The following is a 17,132-nucleotide window of genomic DNA, read 5'->3' as shown; positions in this document are numbered from 1 at the left end:
ATGATCATCCCCCCATCCATACGTTTATTCTAATTGTTTCCAGAGTGTCTTCACCTTTTCCCTGCCTTGCCCGATATTTGCTTGAAATGAGAAAACAGCTCGGTCCCTCTCATTCTCTACTCGCTTTCTTGCTTTGCGAAGGATATTACGACTGCTCTTTAATTTTCCTAGTTTTGAACTGACTGCAGTACCTGCAAGTTCCCCTTGTGCCATTGCTACCTTTGCGCCTTCTATACCAGTAATATTTCCAGCAATAAAAATCCCTGGTTGGCTCGTTTCCATCTCTCCATTATATAAGGGGATTTCTCCTCCTAAAGAAGGAATATAACTCGTTGCGCATCCTACAGCTTTCGCCAAATCTAAGAGTGGATATAACCCCCCTGAGAGACACACACAATCAACATTTATTATTTGAGACTTTCGCTTTATCCGACCACGATGATCATAGGATCCAATATTTATTTGTTCCACTTTATCTTTCCCTATGATGTCCGTAATTGTTTTTTTTAGATAAATAGGGACACCCCCTATCTTCATTCCACTTTTCGGATACAATGCAGTAGCAATTGTCTGTATTCTGTTACCTTGAACCAATTTACCCATCGTTCTCAACCAAACATTTGGAGCTAAGTGAGAAAGGTTCGATAATTCCTTCATTACTTGTTTTGGTTTTAAATCAATACCTGACTCAGGAGGAAAGAGAAAGATTCCAACAACATCTATCCCGCCTAATTTCATTGCCTGTGCTACCGTTAACGACAAGGCATCTATTCCAATGATAGCTGCTTTTTCACCAGGCTTAATTCGATGAAAATTAGTTAATACTTGAGCAGCACCTATTGTCATTACTCCTGGTTTTGTCCACCCTGGTACAGGGACAGACTTTTCCGCAGCGCCAGTAGCTAAAATAATATTCTTCGTTTCTAGTAATTCACCTTGATCTAACATAACTTTCCAGTTTGGATCGATTCCCCAAACCTCTCTTTCATAAAAACAAGGGATACTTAGTTTATTAATGGTACTAGCCAAGTTTTCAGCAACCTCTTGACCAATCCACCAATCCCCTTTTCCATCTTGATGTAACTGGCCGTTTAATTTCCCACCAGGTATAGGTTGTTCATCAATAAGGGCTACATTAACTCCATGCGAAGCTGCTTTTATTGCAGCGCTCATCCCTGCAGGTCCAGCCCCAATTACTACTAGATCATAGCTCATAGCGTTGTACCTCGCTGCGATTCAATACACATATTATTTTGCACACGTTTCATACAAGCGCGTACGCTTCGCTCACCATCCACTGTGACACGACATTCATAACAATGGCCAACCCCACAGTATAGGCCCCTTGCTTCATCATGTTTCTCCGAATATCGTAATGTACGTATTCGATTTGCAAGTAATGCGGCTGCTATCGATTCATTTTCAAATGCCGAATATTTAACACCATTATAAATAATCGTTATTACTTGCTGATCTAATGATTTTAATATTGGATGCTTTTCTATTCTCATCATTTAGCATCCTCCTGATGACGAGCTAAATCAACTAGTCGGACCGGACGGATTATCGTAGAATACGATGGTTCTATAACGTTAATACCGTCTTCACCATGATCTTGTTGTACGATATCGTTAATGATTTGCCGGCACGTTCTTCCCTGACAAATTCCCATACCAGCACGTGTTGCTAATTTTACTGCTTTCATTGTTCCCGCACCATTCTCTATGGATGTTATAATTTCTCCATATGTGACTTCTTCACATCTACAAATTATTGTATGCTCTAAGATAATAAAACCTCCTATAAAGAAACTGTCATAAGGGACAATCGTACATTGGTAAACTAATAAAGTGAGACTATTAGTTTATGAAACATCACGAACTACATCATCGTTCTGTTTTTATTTATTTTATGATACTTATTTTGAAATTAGAATTTTATAAGAGAGGTGTTTTTTATGAATACAAATAAGCATGTAATGTTATTAGGAGGGGATGAAAGGTATTTACATGTCATTGATTCCTTAGCCAAAGCAGGGATACGAATTTCATTAATTGGATATGAGCAACTGTCATTTAATGAACCCAATATTCAACACGTTGGTTTAGACAATGCGGATTTTTCTAGTTTACGTGCAATTATTCTACCTGTAGCTGGTACGGATCTAAAAGGAAAAATAGAAGTAACCTATTCCGATAAGCAGGTTTATCTTACGGAACAGCTTGTTTCATGCACACCTAAACAATGTGTTATTTATTCAGGTACGGCAAACCAATACTTACAACAAATAGCGGATGTTACAGATCGAAAGTTAGTAAAGCTTTTTGCCAGAGACGATATAGCTATTTATAATTCAATTCCAACAGCCGAGGGTACATTAAAACTTGCCATTGAACAATCGGATGAAACGATACATGGCGCTAATGTTTGTGTATTAGGATTTGGAAGAGTCGGAATAACTGTAGCTCGAGTTTTTTCTGCTGTCGGTGCAAATGTTTCGGTGGCAGCTAGAAGTTCAGCTGCAGTTGCTCGTATTACAGAAATGGGCTTTCATGCTATTCCACTGAATCAACTCGAAAAAGCTATTGGTCAAATGACCATCTGTATTAATACAATTCCTTCTCAAGTAGTTGATCAGTCAATTATTTCTGCTATGTCTCCATCAGTACTGCTAATTGACCTCGCTTCTAAGCCTGGTGGTACGGATTTTGATTTTGCATTGAAACGAGGAATCTCAACTTTTCATGCGTTGGGTTTACCGGGTAAAACAGCACCTAAATCGGCAGGGAAGATTATTGCAACTGTTCTTCTGGATTTATTGCAAAGCACATAGAATTAAGAAGAAGCTGATTTCCACAGTTCAGCTTCTTTTTATCCCTCAACTCCATTTTAAGAAAATGTTTATTTTACAACAATCTTGATTCGTAGACGGCGCCTTTTTACTAAATTTCAGTTGTAAGTCATCCGGGGTAAATCCCACTTCAACATCGGCTGTAAGGTGTAATGTTTGAATCAATCGTTTTACTTCTGCTTTATTTGACTCCTGTGCTGCTTTCATTACTTTCTCATCAAATTCTTTCGACGTAGATAATTTGTCAAGAACCATTTTCACATCATCCATTAATTTTAAGCTTTCATTTGCCGATTCATAAAAATGCGCTGGATTAACTGGAGGGAGCTCTCTTACTAACCAGCTCGTTGGTACATAATAGACATAGCTTGGTATATAATATGGTGCATAATAATACATATACTCATCCCCTTCCCAATATAACTATCCTATACTAAAACTATATGCATATAGGCGTGAGGAAGGGAAAATTTTTGAACAACATCCCCATAAAAAAAGGATTGCCCATATGGGAATCCTTCCTTAACAAATATGGTATTGTTATTTTGCTACGACTCCACCGTCTACAGGTAATTCTACACCAGTAATATGATATGCTGCATCTGAAGCTAAGAATAATACTGCTTCGGCAACTTCAATGGGCCTACCCAATTGTGGTAATGCTGTTTGTGAAAGGAACCATTGTTTCATATCCTCTCTTTCAAAAAACGTTGCACTCATTGGGGTCTTAATAAAACCTGGATGTACCGAATTCACACGAATATTATCCTTCCCATAATCAACAGCCGCAGCTTTTGTTAACATTCGAACGCCTCCTTTTGAAGCTGTATAAGCGCCCGCTCCTTGACTACCAGTTAAACCTGCAATTGAGGAAATATTAACGATTGAACCGCCCTTATTTTCACGCATATGTGGTACTGCCAGTTTTATTCCTAAGAATGTGCTTGTAAGATTTATATTTATAATTTGATGCCAACGTTCTAGCGTTAATTCTTCCATTGGTTCAGGTTGTGAAATTCCTGCATTATTAACTAACACATCTAATTTCCCAAAAGCATCCATTGTGGACTTTATTACATGTTTCCAATCATTTTCAGAAGTTACATCATGAGTTAAAGCCAAGGCTTCCCCGCCATTTGATTTTATCTCTTTTACCACTTCTTTTACCGCATCTTCTTGAATATCAGAAGCAATCACTTTCGCCCCTTCTTTAGCAAATAAGAGTGCTTCTTCACGCCCCATTCCACTTCCTGCTCCGGTGATGACCGCGACTTTTTTATCTAATCGTCCCATTTTCTTACCTCACTTTTTAAATAATTTAATGATAGATTAACTATCATCACGATAACTATATTGTAATACGATTATCCTAAGGTGCCAATTAAACTGCTCAAACCAGTCCAACAAATTGACGAATAGCATTTAGTTTGCTACATTTTAAAATGATATACATAGAAGAGATCATCTAAGGATAAGGAGATTAGGATATGAATCCTCAAGATAGATGGAAACAAGAACGCTTAGACGGTAAGCTTAAACGAAAAAATAATATTATCCAAGCAGCTGAAAAAGTTTTCGCTGCAAAAGGGTTTGAAAACACGACCATGCAAGATATTGCTGATGAAGAAAATATTGGTATAGCAACAGTGTTTCGTTACTTCCCCAAAAAAGAAAAATTAATTGTAGCTGTAGCAATTACTGTTGTAGAGAAGTATATTCCAGTGTTTGAATCATTTGCTAGTATGAATGGAACTTGTATAGAAAAATTGGAGGCCATGTTCGATTTTTTTACATCGGAAATTCAATATGAGAAATTGGAAAACACTCAACTGCTGGAAGTTTTTAAAAGCTATGCATCCTTACAATCGGAACCACTCGAAGATATCAAAGCCTATAACACGTCTCAGGCTAAAATTTCTTCCATATTGGCAGCCATTATCGAAGAGGGAAAGCAAGACGGGTCTATCCGTACGGATATTTCAGTCCATGATGTATTAACAACTATAACCAATACCTTTGGCTTGTTTTCAAGGAAACTTCTATTATATGAACGTATTCCCTTGTTAAAAGGTGATCTATCTGCCGATAAACAATTAACGATTCTCAAACACATTTTCTTGGACTATTTACAACCAAGATAGAAGTGATTGAGACTCACAAAAACCAGTAGCTCTAATTCGAATCCTCCGTTCATTCTTTAACGGCAATCTAACCCCCTCTGTTTTTCTACGGGTGCAGCTAAATCGGGTAAGCAAAAAATACTTACCCGAGTAGCTCTTCGAAGTCTAGCACTTCCATTCCGTCGAATGCAAACACCCTTTCATAATACGAACAAAAAAATCCAAACCACGATCCGAATATACCTTCGTATATGCAGATAATAGTTTGGATTACGCTTGATCTAAGCTCCTTTCGCCTTGACCTTCTCTATTATACCCATCTTGTAGTAATTACTTTTTTTCTTGTATAGAAATGCAATCCATCCTTGCCATTTGCATGTAAATCACCATAGAAGGATTGTTTCCATCCAGAGAATGGAAAGAACGCCATAGGTGCAGGCACACCAATATTAACTCCAAGCATACCAGCATCAATTGTTTCACGGAATTGACGGACACTTCCTCCATCACCTGTAAAAATACACGCCCCATTAGCGAATGGAGATTGATTTGTAACACGAATTGCATCATCTAAATCCTTTACTCTAACGATCGATAATACGGGTGCAAAAATTTCATCCTGCCATATTTTCATTTCTGTTGTAACCTGATCAAAGATGGTAGGACCTACAAAGTAGCCTTCACGTTGTGCTTCAATATCATTTCTACCATCTCGCACCATTTTTGCACCTTCTGCCTCTCCTGACTGGATATACTGAAGCGTGCGCTCCTTATGTTGCTCACGAATGACCGGACCTAAAAACACTCCATCATCAAGCCCATTACCGATTTGTATTTCATTCGCTTTTTGGACTAATTCGTCAATAAATGCATCTGCAATTGAATCCTCAATTGCCACAACCGAAGCAGCCATACATCTTTCTCCAGCTGATCCAAAAGCAGCATTAAGAATTTGTGTACTAGCATTGTCTAAATTCGCATCTTGTAAAACAATCGAATGGTTTTTAGCACCAGCTAATGCTTGCACACGTTTCAGATTATCGGTACCACGCTTGTAGACATACTCAGCAACTGGTTGGGAACCGACAAAAGATATAGCAGCAACTTGATGATGATCTAATAATCCATTTACCACATCATGAGCACCGTGTACGATATTTAACACTCCATTTGGTAAACCAGCTTCTGCAATTAATTCTGCAAGCCGGTTAGCTAATAAAGGAGTACGTTCTGATGGCTTCAATACAAATGTGTTCCCAGTAACAATAGCCATTGGAAACATCCAACATGGTACCATCATAGGAAAGTTGAAAGGAGTTATTCCACCTACAACTCCGATCGGGTAACGATATACCCCTGATTCAAGCCCATTGGCAATACTTGGTAATTGTTCTCCCATCATTAATGATGGTGCACCAGCTGCAAACTCAACATTTTCAATTCCTCGTTGTACTTCCCCCTGTGCTTCCTTGAAGCTTTTCCCATTCTCAATGGTAATAATTTCAGCAAGTTCATCCCAGTGATCTACAAGTAACTGCTGATACTTAAATAATATTCGTGCACGCTTCGGTACAGGTACTTCCTTCCATGTTTGAAAAGCGTTAGATGCAGCTTCTACTGCATGATTTACATCTTCATGAGTAGAAATCGGCACATTGGCAATTACCGTGCCCGTCGCTGGATTAAAAACGTTTTCGGTTTGATTAGATGATGCCTCGATCCAAATACCTCCAACGAAGTTTTTTAGCGTTTTACTTGTTGTTTGCGTCATGGAATGCCTCCTATTTCATACTTATTAAAAAAATTCATATTATACATATACTATCGTTTTTTTATAGAATTTTAAAGTTTACTTGTTTCATTTGCTTCAAAGACCTGTTTGATAATTGCTATCATAAACTCTAATTCATCATCCGTTATTGAAAGGGGAGGACAGAGTGTAATAATGTTATTAAAACCTGCTACGGTATCTCCATTCTTACCAATGATTAAACCATGATCTTTACATTCTTTAATAATTTTTGCAACACGTTCTGGCTTTGCTGGCTGTTTCGATGTTTTATCTTCCACCAGTTCTATTCCCAGCAATAACCCGATTCCTCTTATATCTCCTACATATGAGTGATTGTTCAGCTCCTGTAGTTCATTTTTCAAATGTTCGCCCAAGACCGCTGATTGACTGGTTAAATTTTCTTCTTCCATGATTTCAATATTCTTTAAAGCGACTGCACATGCTGCAGGATTCCCTCCGAATGTATTCACATGACGGAAATAATTATCGGCTGATTCATTTGTAAAAACTTCATATATATCTTTGCGAACGGCAGTCACAGATAAAGGGAGATAAGCACTTGTTAACCCTTTTGCCATTGTAATAATATCTGGCTTAATATCATAATTCATATGCCCAAACATTCTCCCAGTTCTACCAAAACCACAAATTACTTCATCAATGATTAGTAAAACTCCATGACGCCTGCAAATATCTTGAACAGCCTTGACATAAACAGGATCCGGGATTAATATGCCTCCTCCTGTGATTATTGGTTCCATAATGACAGCTGCAATTGTCTCTTCCTGCTCCCAAATTATTGTATCTTCAATTGCTTTTGCCTGTTGTAAATTATATTCTTCAATGGATAAGTGGTCGGGTTTTCGATAATTATCTGGTGGGGCCACATGTAAGAATCCTGCAGTTAACGGTTCAAATTTATACTTGCGTAATGGTTGACCTGTTGCTGATAATGCCCCCATGGAACTGCCGTGATATGCACGATACCGTGAAATTATTTTATATCTTGATGTGTCCCCTTTTTGTTCATGGTATTGCCGAGCTATTTTGAACGCTACTTCATTGGCATCTGAACCACTATTTGAATAAAAGAACATATAATCATCATCTAATAACTCATTTAACTTATCCGCAAGTTCAATTCCAGGTATATGGCTTTGAGTCATTGACATATAAGCCATTTGGTTCATTTGTTCATAAGCTGCCTTGGCAAGGACTTCTCTTCCATAACCAACATTTACACACCATAATCCAGACATCCCATCCAAATATTTATTCCCTTGATAATCAATAATCCATGAACCCTTAGCTTCCTTCGCAATAAGTGGATGTGATTTGTCGTTGTATTTTGAAATATGATGCCATACGTTTTCTTGATCTTTTTCTAAAATAGATTTCCCTTGATTTCTCACCGCTTTCATTCACACATCTCTCCTTCTTATTTACAATTTGTGTATCTTTACCAAACCTTAAATTGTACGTGTCAAATAAAAATGAAATCGTTGTTATAACTGGGCCAGAGACAATTACGATTGGATTTGACACCCTCTTGACTTTGCTACATAATTGTATTTTACAAATAATTTTTAATATTATCATTTTACAATCTGTTAAATAATTTTCATTTTACTTTGACGTTATGGAGGAATGTCTGTTGATAAGTGAATTTGAGTTAACGGTAGGTGACGTCCTGACAAGGGATCTATTCAAGAACGCGAAAGTTGTAGCTGGAGAAACTGGTTTAAAACGACAAATAAAGTGGACACATATCCTAGAGACAGAAGCATTTGATTCACTAATTAATGGATCCGAGTTAATACTTACAACTGGAATTAACCTTGAACTCGACAATTGTGCAACAACAACCTATGAGCGATTATTGCAAAAAGATGTAGCAGGAATATGTATTGAGAAAGGGCCCTATTTCAAAACAATTTCTACGGATATTAAGAGATTTGCAGATAAACATGCCTTTCCAATCATCATTTTTGAAGAGGTCGTTCGATTCGTCGATATCACACAAGATTTGCACAGCTTGCTAATTAACCAGCATCACCAAATGTTAAATCAACTAAGCACATTAACCCATAAATTTAATGAACTTTCTTTAGCGCCAAATGGTATATTAAAAATCTTACAAGCATTACATCATTATTTTGGCCAACATTCCCTCTGTTTACTTGAAGACTCAAAATCGTATTATTATCCTCCAGAATCTAAAATAGATCAAGAAAACATTCTATCCTATATATCTACGAAATTAACAAACAAACGACAATCTGGAATTATTTCTATTTATAATGAAACATTCGTCATTGCGCCAGTATTTGGATTAGGACAGATCTGGGGTTACTTATGTTTAAACATAACCAAGAATCTAAACGAAGAATTCTTGCTATCTGTGTTGGACCGAGCCTCATTAGCGATCGCCCAAATCCTATTAAGAAATCGCACCATCGAAGAAAGAAAGCTAAATTCAGAAGACGAATGTGTACGGACATTATTACAGGGAAAACCTTATAATCAAAGCGATCTACACACATTCCTCCCCGTTGCAAGTACAAATTTATACTTCCGGGTTTTTATCATCAAAACGGAATCTCCAGATTCTGTTATAGGTGAAGATAATTGGGAAGAAATTAAAATTCAACGTACCATTTTGATTCGATCCCTATTTAAACATGCCGGATATTTTCCTGCCGTTTCAGTTAGAAAAGATGAAATAGCAATTATTTGTTCATTTATAGCGGAGACACATGTTAATAAAAGTACCAAACAATTTTTACAGGTAACCAAGAATCTATTATCCGCAACATTATTAAATAATAAAATAACGTATATAGGGATAAGTGGGCTGCACCAAAATGTAAGTCATATTTCTAAGGGGTATGCCGAAGCAAACGATGTCATTTATTTAAATAAACAACAACTAAGCACTACTTATTTTCATGATGAAATAGGTATCTATCAGATTTTACTACCTTTACAAAAAGACAAACAATTACAACTTTTTATAAATGACTATATAGGTGAATTAATTTTCCTTGATGAAAATTCAGACAGTGAACTTCTTAAAACCCTAGAAGTTTATTTAGCATGCAGAGGCTCAAAAAAGGAAGCAGCAGAGAAGTTATTTATTGTAAGACAAACACTCTACCATCGATTAAGAAAGATTGAGCAATATATAGGAAAGGACTTTATGGATCCTGTTAAACGCCTTGCCATCGAAACAGCAATAAAGGCTTATTATATATTAAAGAATCGACATTATTTGGACAATAAGTAAAATACAGCAATTAATTTTTTAACATTCTGATAAAAGAATCTATTCTTTAATTACTATAAACTATAATACAACCCTCGGTTATCCAATGATTGATTGGCTTGTTACAGGAAATAAAGGTAATAAATTACAATTCAATTGAGGAGTGTTGTTTTATGAAATCTACTTTTATGTTACCGAAAACGAGAAAAGGGTGGATCAGTTTAGCCTTGATTGTTTTCGTAATCGTTCTCGGCAGCTGGCCGGTAATACCTTTCTTCAACAAGGAAACGATCGTCTTCGGGATGCCAATGCTCATGGTATGGTCTATCGTTATTATCGTTATCACTACTTCTACCTTATGGTTCATTAATAAGATAGGAGGGGTTAAATAATGACCATGTATATACCACTGCTCATTACCATTTCATATATGATTATTGCCGTTTTACTTGGATATACAGCAGGCAAGGGAAAAGATATGAATAATGCAGAAAATTGGGGTGTCGGAAGTAGAAGCATGGGACCGATAACCATGTATTTGTTAATTGCTGCCGGCGGGGTTAGTGCTTACACCTTCATGGGTTCACCCGGCTGGGCATATTCTAAAGGAGTTCCCGCTTTATACGTGGTCGTATATTTAACCTATATGGGGGTTATCGCATGGTATTTTGGACCAAAGGTTTGGGAATTAGGTAATAAATACAAATATGTTACCCAATCTGCTGCTATCTCCGATCGTTATGAGAGCAAACCATTAGGAGGTTTAGCATCCATCGTCACTTCTATCGGCGTGCTAGCTTATGCTGTACTTCAAACCACTGGCGCTGCTTATATACTTAATGTGATGAGCTATGGAATGATCCCAACATGGGTAGGAGTGTTTTTATCTTTAGGTGTGATATCTATTTACCTTTATCGAAGTGGCCTAAAAGCTATCGGTATCACCAATGCCTTCCAAGGTGGGCTTATGTTCGTCGTTTCTTGGTTCGTTGGCCTATGGGCAACCAATCAATTCACCGGAGGGTATTCTTTTCGACCAATATTTGAACGTGTTCAAGCTGATATTCCTGAATTTTTAACGTTACCTGGTGGATTAGGAGACATGAATGTTACTTTTTGGACTACTTCTATATTAATCTCGGTTTTTTCTATTTGGCAAACCCATTGGATTCAATGGATGGGAGCCGCTTCTAAACAATCTATTAAACGTGCAGCTACTTTGTTGCCAACGTTTTATATTGTGCTTATACCTATGATTGCCGTTGGATTTATTGGTATCTTCATGTACCCTAACCTGAATAATCCTGATACGGTTGCCATTCAAATGGCTGTTGATAATATGCCAGTAGTTGTCGCTGGGTTACTAGGTGCAGGTACTTTAGCGGCAGCAATGTCGTCCAGCGAACCTTGTATACATGCAACAGCTCTCAGCTACAGCAAGGACGTTTTACAGCCTTTATTTAAATGGGATGAGGTTACTGCTGGAAAATGGACAAGACGATTAATTTTCCCCATTATGGCTTTTATTATAGCACCCATCTCCATAATGGAACCTGCTAGTCTTGTATATATTTTATTAATCGGCTATGGATTCATTGGCCAAGCTTTTCCATCAATTATTGGGATGTTCTTTTGGCCAAGGGCTACAAAATACGGTGCATTCTGGGGGTTATTTGCAGGTTTTGTAGTTACTGTACTATTTTCTTTCGTTATTACCCACCCATTAGGCGTTCATGCAGGCATTTGGGGTTTGCTAATCAATACATCTGTATTTGTACTAGTCTCACTCGTTACCAAACCTGCTTCTAAGGCTACAATTGAACGTTTTTTTCCAGATCGATATGAAGAATTATATGAAGATGAACATGTTAAGAAAATGCCAGAAACTTCAGCATAGGTAAGGAGGAATTGTGATGAACAAGCAAATCTATATAAACGGTGAGATTTTTACCGTAAATGAGCAAAATCAAATTGAAGAAGCGATTGCTATTGAGGGAAATAAGATCATCGCTGTAGGAAAGAATGAGCAGATTCTACGCTTACAAGATGATACAAGTACGGTCATTGATCTACAAGGTCAAACCGTAATACCAGGATTTATTGATTCTCATCTTCATATTACGATGTACGGAACCAATGAGCTTTCGATTTCCTGTAAAAGTGAACAAATAAAATCTATTTCCGATTTACTGGATAAATTGAAAGAGCAAGTACAACTAACTCCTAAAGGAGAGTGGATTCGAGCATGGGGATATAATGAGCAAACAATGGAAGACCAACGACTGCCTACCAAGGAAGAATTAGATACGATATCTTCAGAGCATCCTATTTTAATAGCCCGCACTTGTGGTCACATCTCTGTTGTTAACAGTTATGCTTTAGACTTAGCTGGTATTAACAAACGCACCCCTGACCCATCTGGGGGGCGATTTGAGAAAAATGAATCTGGTGAACTTACTGGAACAATGATTGAAAATGCTCACATGAAGCTATTTTCTATCGCCTCATTTACCGAGCAAGAAATGACCAAAGCACATGCAGTTGCTTCAAAACAATTTGCTGCCAAAGGGATCACTTCCATTCATGATGCTACTGGTTATGGGTTAGAGAATCTTCGTATGTTACAACAAGATGCAAAAACAAATGTAATCAAACAACGTGTGTATGCAATGGTAGGTGCGCTAAGTGGTGCCGAGAACATCGTGAAGCATATGGTTGCTTCCGGTATATTCACAGGACTAGGAGACAATAAATTCCGAATCGGTCCTGCTAAGCTATTTTTAGATGGAAGCAGTAGCGGTCCAACTGTGTGGACAAGGTCACCTTACACAAGTGACCCTAGTAACTTCGGAGTTTATTATTTCACACAAGAACAAGTAGATGAATTACTCATTCCTGCCCATCAAAAAGGCTGGCAGATTACTGCACACGCTCAAGGAGATGCTGCTATAGATATGTTGCTTACGACGATTGAAAGGGCATCTGAACAGTACCCAAGAAGCAATCCTCGCCATCGGATTGAACATGCTGGCATCGCGAGCCCTGATTTAATTAAGCGAATGAAAGAGCAAGGGGTTATTCCCATTCCAAACCCGGCATTTCATTATGAATATGGTGATGGATACGTTAAAAACTACGGAGAACGTGCTGCTCAAATGTATCCTTTAGGAGATTATCTAGATGCAAGGATTCCTGCAGCAATTGCTTCGGATTGTCCTGTTACCGATTTTAATCCTCTGCGAGGCATTCATACAGCAATGACCCGGCAATCTCAGAACGGCCAAGTAATTGGAGAAAATCAACGAATTACTCTTCTGGAAGCCATCCGTATGTATACAATTAATGGAGCATATGCTTCATTTGAAGAAGATATCAAAGGAAGCATTGAACCTGGAAAATTAGCTGACCTCGTGCTCTTCGATCGTTCCCTATTGGATTGCGAGATGGATGATTTACTAAACGCACAAGTGGAATGGACGATGATTGATGGAGAACTGGTCTATCAAAAGGAAGCAGTACATGAATAAACAGAATAAGGTACACTAGTTGGGACCTCTTACGAAATCGGTTATCAGCATGGCAAAACAGCTACGAACTCAATCAATAATAGCCTTAAAACCTATGAAAAAATGTTTAGCGAAAATGCAGGAATGACTTGGGACGAAGCATGTACAAAGGCGTTATTACATGTACCTGCCATCAAGAAAAATTATCCACACTATTTAGAAGAAATGACTGGGATTGCAAATGGAGCAGGAGTAGCTTTTGAAGATATTCTTGCTCTAAATACCCGCAGTGAGATAGCTTTACTTACCTCTCCTGATGGCTGTACTTCATTTGCTCTATCAAAGCCAAAAACAAAAAAGACTTGGTTAGCGCAAAACTGGGATTGGAAGGAGTCACAAGCTGATTCGATTATTCACCTCGAAATTCAGCAATCATCTCTCCCAACCATTGAGATGATTACAGAAGCAGGAATTATTGGAAAAATAGGATGTAATAGTGCAGGAATTGGTGTCTGTTTGAATGCATTAAAAACAAATCAATGGCAACCAAAACTACCAATTCATCTTGGATTAAGAGCTATCCTTGATTCAAGAACATTTGATGAAGCCATTTCAAAAGTCGATGATAATCAAATAGCCTCAGCGGCTCATTTTTTTATCGCATCAAATTCAGAAGAATTGGTTAGTATGGAAGTATCCCCAGTTCACACAGCCAAGATCCGGCCGAGATTCGGAATGCTTCAACACACGAACCATATTTGTTCGGAACCAATGAAACAAGATATGGATGAGATAACAAAGCCTGACTCGTATCAGCGATTACATACTGCTGTAAAGCTGCTGGATACGCATCAAACCGGACAAATAAATCAAGCTACCCTTTTCCATTGGCTAGCTGATCACCAAAATTATCCTAATTCAATTTGTCGTCATAATGATCCAAATCAAGCAGAACCAGACAAGGTGGAAACGGTTTTTAGTATTGTTATGAATCTTTCAGATCATCAATTAGACTGGGTTAAAGGTAAACCATGCGAATTTGATAAATTCAAATAAGGGTAGGGGAACTTGAGTGTCCCAAACCGACAGAACCATTTTATTCGTTAAACCGATGGCATGCTTTCCGCGGGAACGGTCTCAGCTAACCCGAGTAAGAAAAATCACTCCCGGATTGAAGCATCACTACTACTTGTACTGTCCCCGCAGGAGTCATGCTTTCATTCTCTATTAATAACCATTTTATTCATTGCTTTCCGTAATAGTAATTCATCTTTTTAAAAAAAAACGAATAAAAATCCCAACCAGGATCCGATTGTAACTGCGTATACTCGGATCAAAGTTCGGATTTTTCACCTAAATCACTTCGGTCTCTTCCCCGTCCTTATGACATATATTTAATAGCGACATTTTTAACTTGCGTATAATTATATAAAGCAATCCACCCTTTTTCTCTGCCAAACCCACTTTTCTTATACCCACCAAATGGCATTTGAATCCCGCCACCGGCTCCATAATTATTTATAAAAATCTGTCCGGACTGAATACGATCTGCCAAATAGTGAGCCCTACTGATATCCTTTGTCCATAAACCCGTGACTAGTCCGTATTCGGTACTATTTGCTAAAGCTAATGCTTCCTCCGTATCATTGAATGTAAACACGCTAATAACCGGACCAAATATTTCTTCCTGAGCAAGCTTGCTATTTTCTTGAACTTGATCAATAATAGTTGGCTCCATGTAAAAGCCACCTTCATTTCCTTCAATGGTTACCTGTTTTCCACCTACTAAAATGGATGCTTCTGATTTTGCCAGCGTTAAATAGGACTGAATACGCTTAAACTGCTTTTCATTTAATATCGGTCCAATATCCATGTCCTTGATTCCTGGGCCAATGGTTAACGTTTGAAAACGTTCCAGTAACCTTTCAATAAATTGGTTTTTAAATGAGGATTCAATTAGCAACCTAGAACCCGCAGAACAAGTTTGTCCTGCGTTTTGAATGATTGCTCGAGTGACACCTTCTACTGCCTTATCTAGATCGCAATCAGAAAATACAATATTTGGTGATTTTCCACCAAGTTCTAGTGTCACTGGTACAATATTTTTGTTTGCTGCATTTGCTACTGCAATCCCTGTTTCAACGGATCCAGTAAAAGTTAAATGGTTAATTAATGAGTGCGAAGATAATGCTGCACCGGCTTCATTCCCATATCCCGTAATATGATTAAACACGCCATCAGGTAAACCGACGTCATGAAAATATTCTGCAATCTTCATAGCAGTCATCGGTGTATCCTCCGCGCTTTTTACAATGACTGTATTGCCCATCGCAATTGCAGCTGCAACACTCCGCGAGAGAATCTGGATGGGATAATTCCAAGGTACAATATGGGCAGTTACTCCAATTGGTTCACGAACAACATAATCGATTATTCCTGACTCAATAGGGATGGTATCTCCCATCACTTTATCGGCTGCACCAGCATAAAACTGAAAATAACGAATTGCTGCATCAATATCAGCATATCCTTGTGATAATGGTTTACCAACATCAATTGTTTCCAATGCTGCTAGTTCATCTCGGTCTTTTTTAATCATTTCTGCAATATGATAAAGAATATCACCACGTTCATGAGGTTTTACTTTCCACCACGCCTCCTTTTCAAATGCCTGTTGGGCAGCATGTACTGCTAAATCTACATCTCCCTTTTGACCTCGTGGAATCGTAGCGATTACTTCTCCATTAGCAGGGTTTTTCACCTCAATCAATTGCTCGCTTATACTCTCTCGCCAATTTCCATTAATATACATTTTTAAATTCTTCACACCTATATTCCCCCACATCAGCTATATATTTCTACCGCCATCAACATGAACAACACTACCGGTAATCATAGCTGCCTCATCTGATAATAAGAATTTCACGGTATGTGCGATATCGACCGGTTGTAATAATTTTCCTAAAGGAACACTCTGCTCAAATACTTGCCTTTTCGATTGTTCCACATCTCCACCCGCCTTGGTAAATTTACCAAGCATTCCTGTATCCGATGGTCCAGGGTGGACGATATTTACATTGACATGGTACGGCGCAAGTTCTAGTGCTAATGCCTTTGTAAATGATTCAACTGCACCTTTTGACGCAATATAGGCTTGTAAACCTGTTCTTGGTCTAGTTGTAGATACTGATCCTATATTCACAATTGAACCTCGTTTTCTCTTTTTCATATAGCTAGCAGCTGCTTGACAAGTTAAAAATGTCATCGTCATATTCATATTCATAATTCGATGCCATTCCGCTAAGGATACTTCTTCGATAGGGGATGCCGCCTGTGCAGTACCAGCAAAATTAACTAATCCGTCAATTTCTCCAAACGCTTCGGTAGTTTCTTTTAGTACATCTTCTATCATGCCCTCCTGCAAGAGATCTCCTTGCACAGCTAGAAAATTACCAATTGCTTGATAGCGATCGTTGTCTAGATGAAGGTCACAACCTACGACATTGGCATCTTCATTTAATAGTAAATCGGCGAAAGCTCGCCCCATTCCCCCTCCTGCTCCAGTTACGATAATCGTTCGTCCTTGAAATGACATAGA

The 17,132-nt window shown here is 38.1% G+C and carries 15 protein-coding genes and 1 pseudogene; 7 read left to right on the top strand and 9 right to left on the bottom strand.

Annotated features, from left to right (window positions below; genetic code table 11):
• Positions 1-24: 24 nt before the first annotated feature.
• From JKP73_RS08340 to JKP73_RS08330, 3 genes are read right to left on the bottom strand one after another with little or no spacing between them, the layout of a single operon-like run.
• Positions 25-1,215 carry an NAD(P)/FAD-dependent oxidoreductase gene (locus JKP73_RS08340; protein ID WP_021291805.1) on the bottom strand — a complete coding sequence of 397 codons (1,191 nt, stop codon included), beginning with the start codon at positions 1,213-1,215 and terminating at the stop codon, positions 25-27.
• Entirely contained in the window at positions 1,212-1,514 is a 303-nt protein-coding gene (locus JKP73_RS08335) for a (2Fe-2S)-binding protein (RefSeq protein ID WP_021291806.1), read from the bottom strand. The genes JKP73_RS08340 and JKP73_RS08335 overlap by 4 nt, the downstream gene beginning before the upstream one ends.
• Positions 1,511-1,771, bottom strand: coding sequence for a (2Fe-2S)-binding protein (locus tag JKP73_RS08330; protein ID WP_255326116.1), 261 nt, complete (start codon positions 1,769-1,771; stop codon positions 1,511-1,513). The genes JKP73_RS08335 and JKP73_RS08330 overlap by 4 nt, the downstream gene beginning before the upstream one ends.
• Before the next feature lie 186 nt (positions 1,772-1,957).
• On the opposite strand from JKP73_RS08330, the gene dpsA reads away from it, so the two are divergent.
• Positions 1,958-2,833, top strand: coding sequence for a dipicolinate synthase subunit DpsA (dpsA, locus tag JKP73_RS08325; RefSeq protein ID WP_021291808.1), 876 nt, complete (start codon positions 1,958-1,960; stop codon positions 2,831-2,833).
• 45 nt (positions 2,834-2,878) lie between these two features.
• Here dpsA and JKP73_RS08320 read toward each other — a convergent pair whose 3' ends face one another.
• Positions 2,879-3,250, bottom strand: a complete 372-nt coding sequence (locus JKP73_RS08320) for a YuzC family spore coat inner layer protein (protein WP_021291809.1) — start codon at positions 3,248-3,250, stop codon at positions 2,879-2,881.
• Between the two features lie 141 nt (positions 3,251-3,391).
• Entirely contained in the window at positions 3,392-4,144 is a 753-nt protein-coding gene (locus JKP73_RS08315; RefSeq protein WP_021291810.1) for an SDR family NAD(P)-dependent oxidoreductase, read from the bottom strand.
• Positions 4,145-4,338: 194 nt separating this feature from the next.
• Between JKP73_RS08315 and JKP73_RS08310 the strand changes: the two genes are divergently transcribed.
• Positions 4,339-4,992, top strand: a complete 654-nt coding sequence (locus JKP73_RS08310; protein WP_021291811.1) for a TetR/AcrR family transcriptional regulator — start codon at positions 4,339-4,341, stop codon at positions 4,990-4,992.
• Positions 4,993-5,281: 289 nt separating this feature from the next.
• Here the strand turns inward: JKP73_RS08310 and JKP73_RS08305 are convergent, their stop codons facing one another.
• Both JKP73_RS08305 and JKP73_RS08300 read right to left on the bottom strand, forming a co-directional pair.
• Positions 5,282-6,742 carry a CoA-acylating methylmalonate-semialdehyde dehydrogenase gene (locus JKP73_RS08305; protein ID WP_021291812.1) on the bottom strand — a complete coding sequence of 487 codons (1,461 nt, stop codon included), beginning with the start codon at positions 6,740-6,742 and terminating at the stop codon, positions 5,282-5,284.
• Positions 6,743-6,813: 71 nt separating this feature from the next.
• Positions 6,814-8,184: an aspartate aminotransferase family protein gene (locus JKP73_RS08300; protein WP_021291813.1), complete on the bottom strand. Its 1,371-nt coding sequence runs from the start codon at positions 8,182-8,184 to the stop codon at positions 6,814-6,816.
• A 233-nt stretch (positions 8,185-8,417) separates the two neighbouring features.
• On the opposite strand from JKP73_RS08300, the gene JKP73_RS08295 reads away from it, so the two are divergent.
• From JKP73_RS08295 to JKP73_RS08275, 5 genes and pseudogenes are all read left to right on the top strand, one after another.
• Entirely contained in the window at positions 8,418-10,049 is a 1,632-nt protein-coding gene (locus JKP73_RS08295) for a PucR family transcriptional regulator (RefSeq protein ID WP_234447087.1), read from the top strand.
• A 152-nt stretch (positions 10,050-10,201) separates the two neighbouring features.
• The gene (locus JKP73_RS08290; RefSeq protein ID WP_038244624.1) at positions 10,202-10,420 is read left to right on the top strand and encodes a hypothetical protein; all 219 of its coding nucleotides are present in this window, start codon (positions 10,202-10,204) and stop codon (positions 10,418-10,420) included.
• Positions 10,420-11,925 carry a sodium:solute symporter family protein gene (locus JKP73_RS08285; RefSeq protein ID WP_021291816.1) on the top strand — a complete coding sequence of 502 codons (1,506 nt, stop codon included), beginning with the start codon at positions 10,420-10,422 and terminating at the stop codon, positions 11,923-11,925. The genes JKP73_RS08290 and JKP73_RS08285 overlap by 1 nt, the downstream gene beginning before the upstream one ends.
• Positions 11,926-11,941: 16 nt before the next feature.
• The gene (locus tag JKP73_RS08280; protein ID WP_021291817.1) at positions 11,942-13,555 is read left to right on the top strand and encodes an amidohydrolase; all 1,614 of its coding nucleotides are present in this window, start codon (positions 11,942-11,944) and stop codon (positions 13,553-13,555) included.
• A 33-nt stretch (positions 13,556-13,588) separates the two neighbouring features.
• Positions 13,589-14,590, top strand: a pseudogene (locus JKP73_RS08275) (C45 family autoproteolytic acyltransferase/hydrolase); the annotation flags it as partial.
• Between the two features lie 325 nt (positions 14,591-14,915).
• Here JKP73_RS08275 and JKP73_RS08270 read toward each other — a convergent pair.
• A complete protein-coding gene (locus JKP73_RS08270; RefSeq protein WP_021291819.1) occupies positions 14,916-16,361 on the bottom strand; it encodes an aldehyde dehydrogenase family protein in 1,446 nt (481 codons plus the stop codon).
• Between the two features lie 21 nt (positions 16,362-16,382).
• Entirely contained in the window at positions 16,383-17,129 is a 747-nt protein-coding gene (locus JKP73_RS08265; protein ID WP_160807254.1) for an SDR family NAD(P)-dependent oxidoreductase, read from the bottom strand.
• Positions 17,130-17,132: the final 3 nt, after the last annotated feature.

Origin of the sequence: Virgibacillus salexigens (assembly GCF_014905415.1) — a bacterium.
Lineage (GTDB): Bacteria > Bacillota > Bacilli > Bacillales > Amphibacillaceae > Virgibacillus > Virgibacillus salexigens.
This window is presented reverse-complemented; position numbering and strand designations above follow the sequence as displayed.

Bases quoted from the DNA above. Each gene is read 5' to 3' on its own strand.
- JKP73_RS08340 (WP_021291805.1), bottom strand. From the start codon at position 1,215: ATGAGCTATGATCTAGTAGTAATTGGGGCTGGACCTGCAGGGATGAGC.
- JKP73_RS08335 (WP_021291806.1), bottom strand. From the start codon at position 1,514: ATGATGAGAATAGAAAAGCATCCAATATTAAAATCATTAGATCAGCAA.
- dpsA (WP_021291808.1), top strand. From the start codon at position 1,958: ATGAATACAAATAAGCATGTAATGTTATTAGGAGGGGATGAAAGGTAT.
- JKP73_RS08320 (WP_021291809.1), bottom strand. From the start codon at position 3,250: ATGTATTATTATGCACCATATTATATACCAAGCTATGTCTATTATGTA.
- JKP73_RS08315 (WP_021291810.1), bottom strand. From the start codon at position 4,144: ATGGGACGATTAGATAAAAAAGTCGCGGTCATCACCGGAGCAGGAAGT.
- JKP73_RS08310 (WP_021291811.1), top strand. From the start codon at position 4,339: ATGAATCCTCAAGATAGATGGAAACAAGAACGCTTAGACGGTAAGCTT.
- JKP73_RS08305 (WP_021291812.1), bottom strand. From the start codon at position 6,742: ATGACGCAAACAACAAGTAAAACGCTAAAAAACTTCGTTGGAGGTATT.
- JKP73_RS08300 (WP_021291813.1), bottom strand. From the start codon at position 8,184: ATGAAAGCGGTGAGAAATCAAGGGAAATCTATTTTAGAAAAAGATCAA.
- JKP73_RS08290 (WP_038244624.1), top strand. From the start codon at position 10,202: ATGAAATCTACTTTTATGTTACCGAAAACGAGAAAAGGGTGGATCAGT.
- JKP73_RS08285 (WP_021291816.1), top strand. From the start codon at position 10,420: ATGACCATGTATATACCACTGCTCATTACCATTTCATATATGATTATT.
- JKP73_RS08280 (WP_021291817.1), top strand. From the start codon at position 11,942: ATGAACAAGCAAATCTATATAAACGGTGAGATTTTTACCGTAAATGAG.
- JKP73_RS08265 (WP_160807254.1), bottom strand. From the start codon at position 17,129: ATGTCATTTCAAGGACGAACGATTATCGTAACTGGAGCAGGAGGGGGA.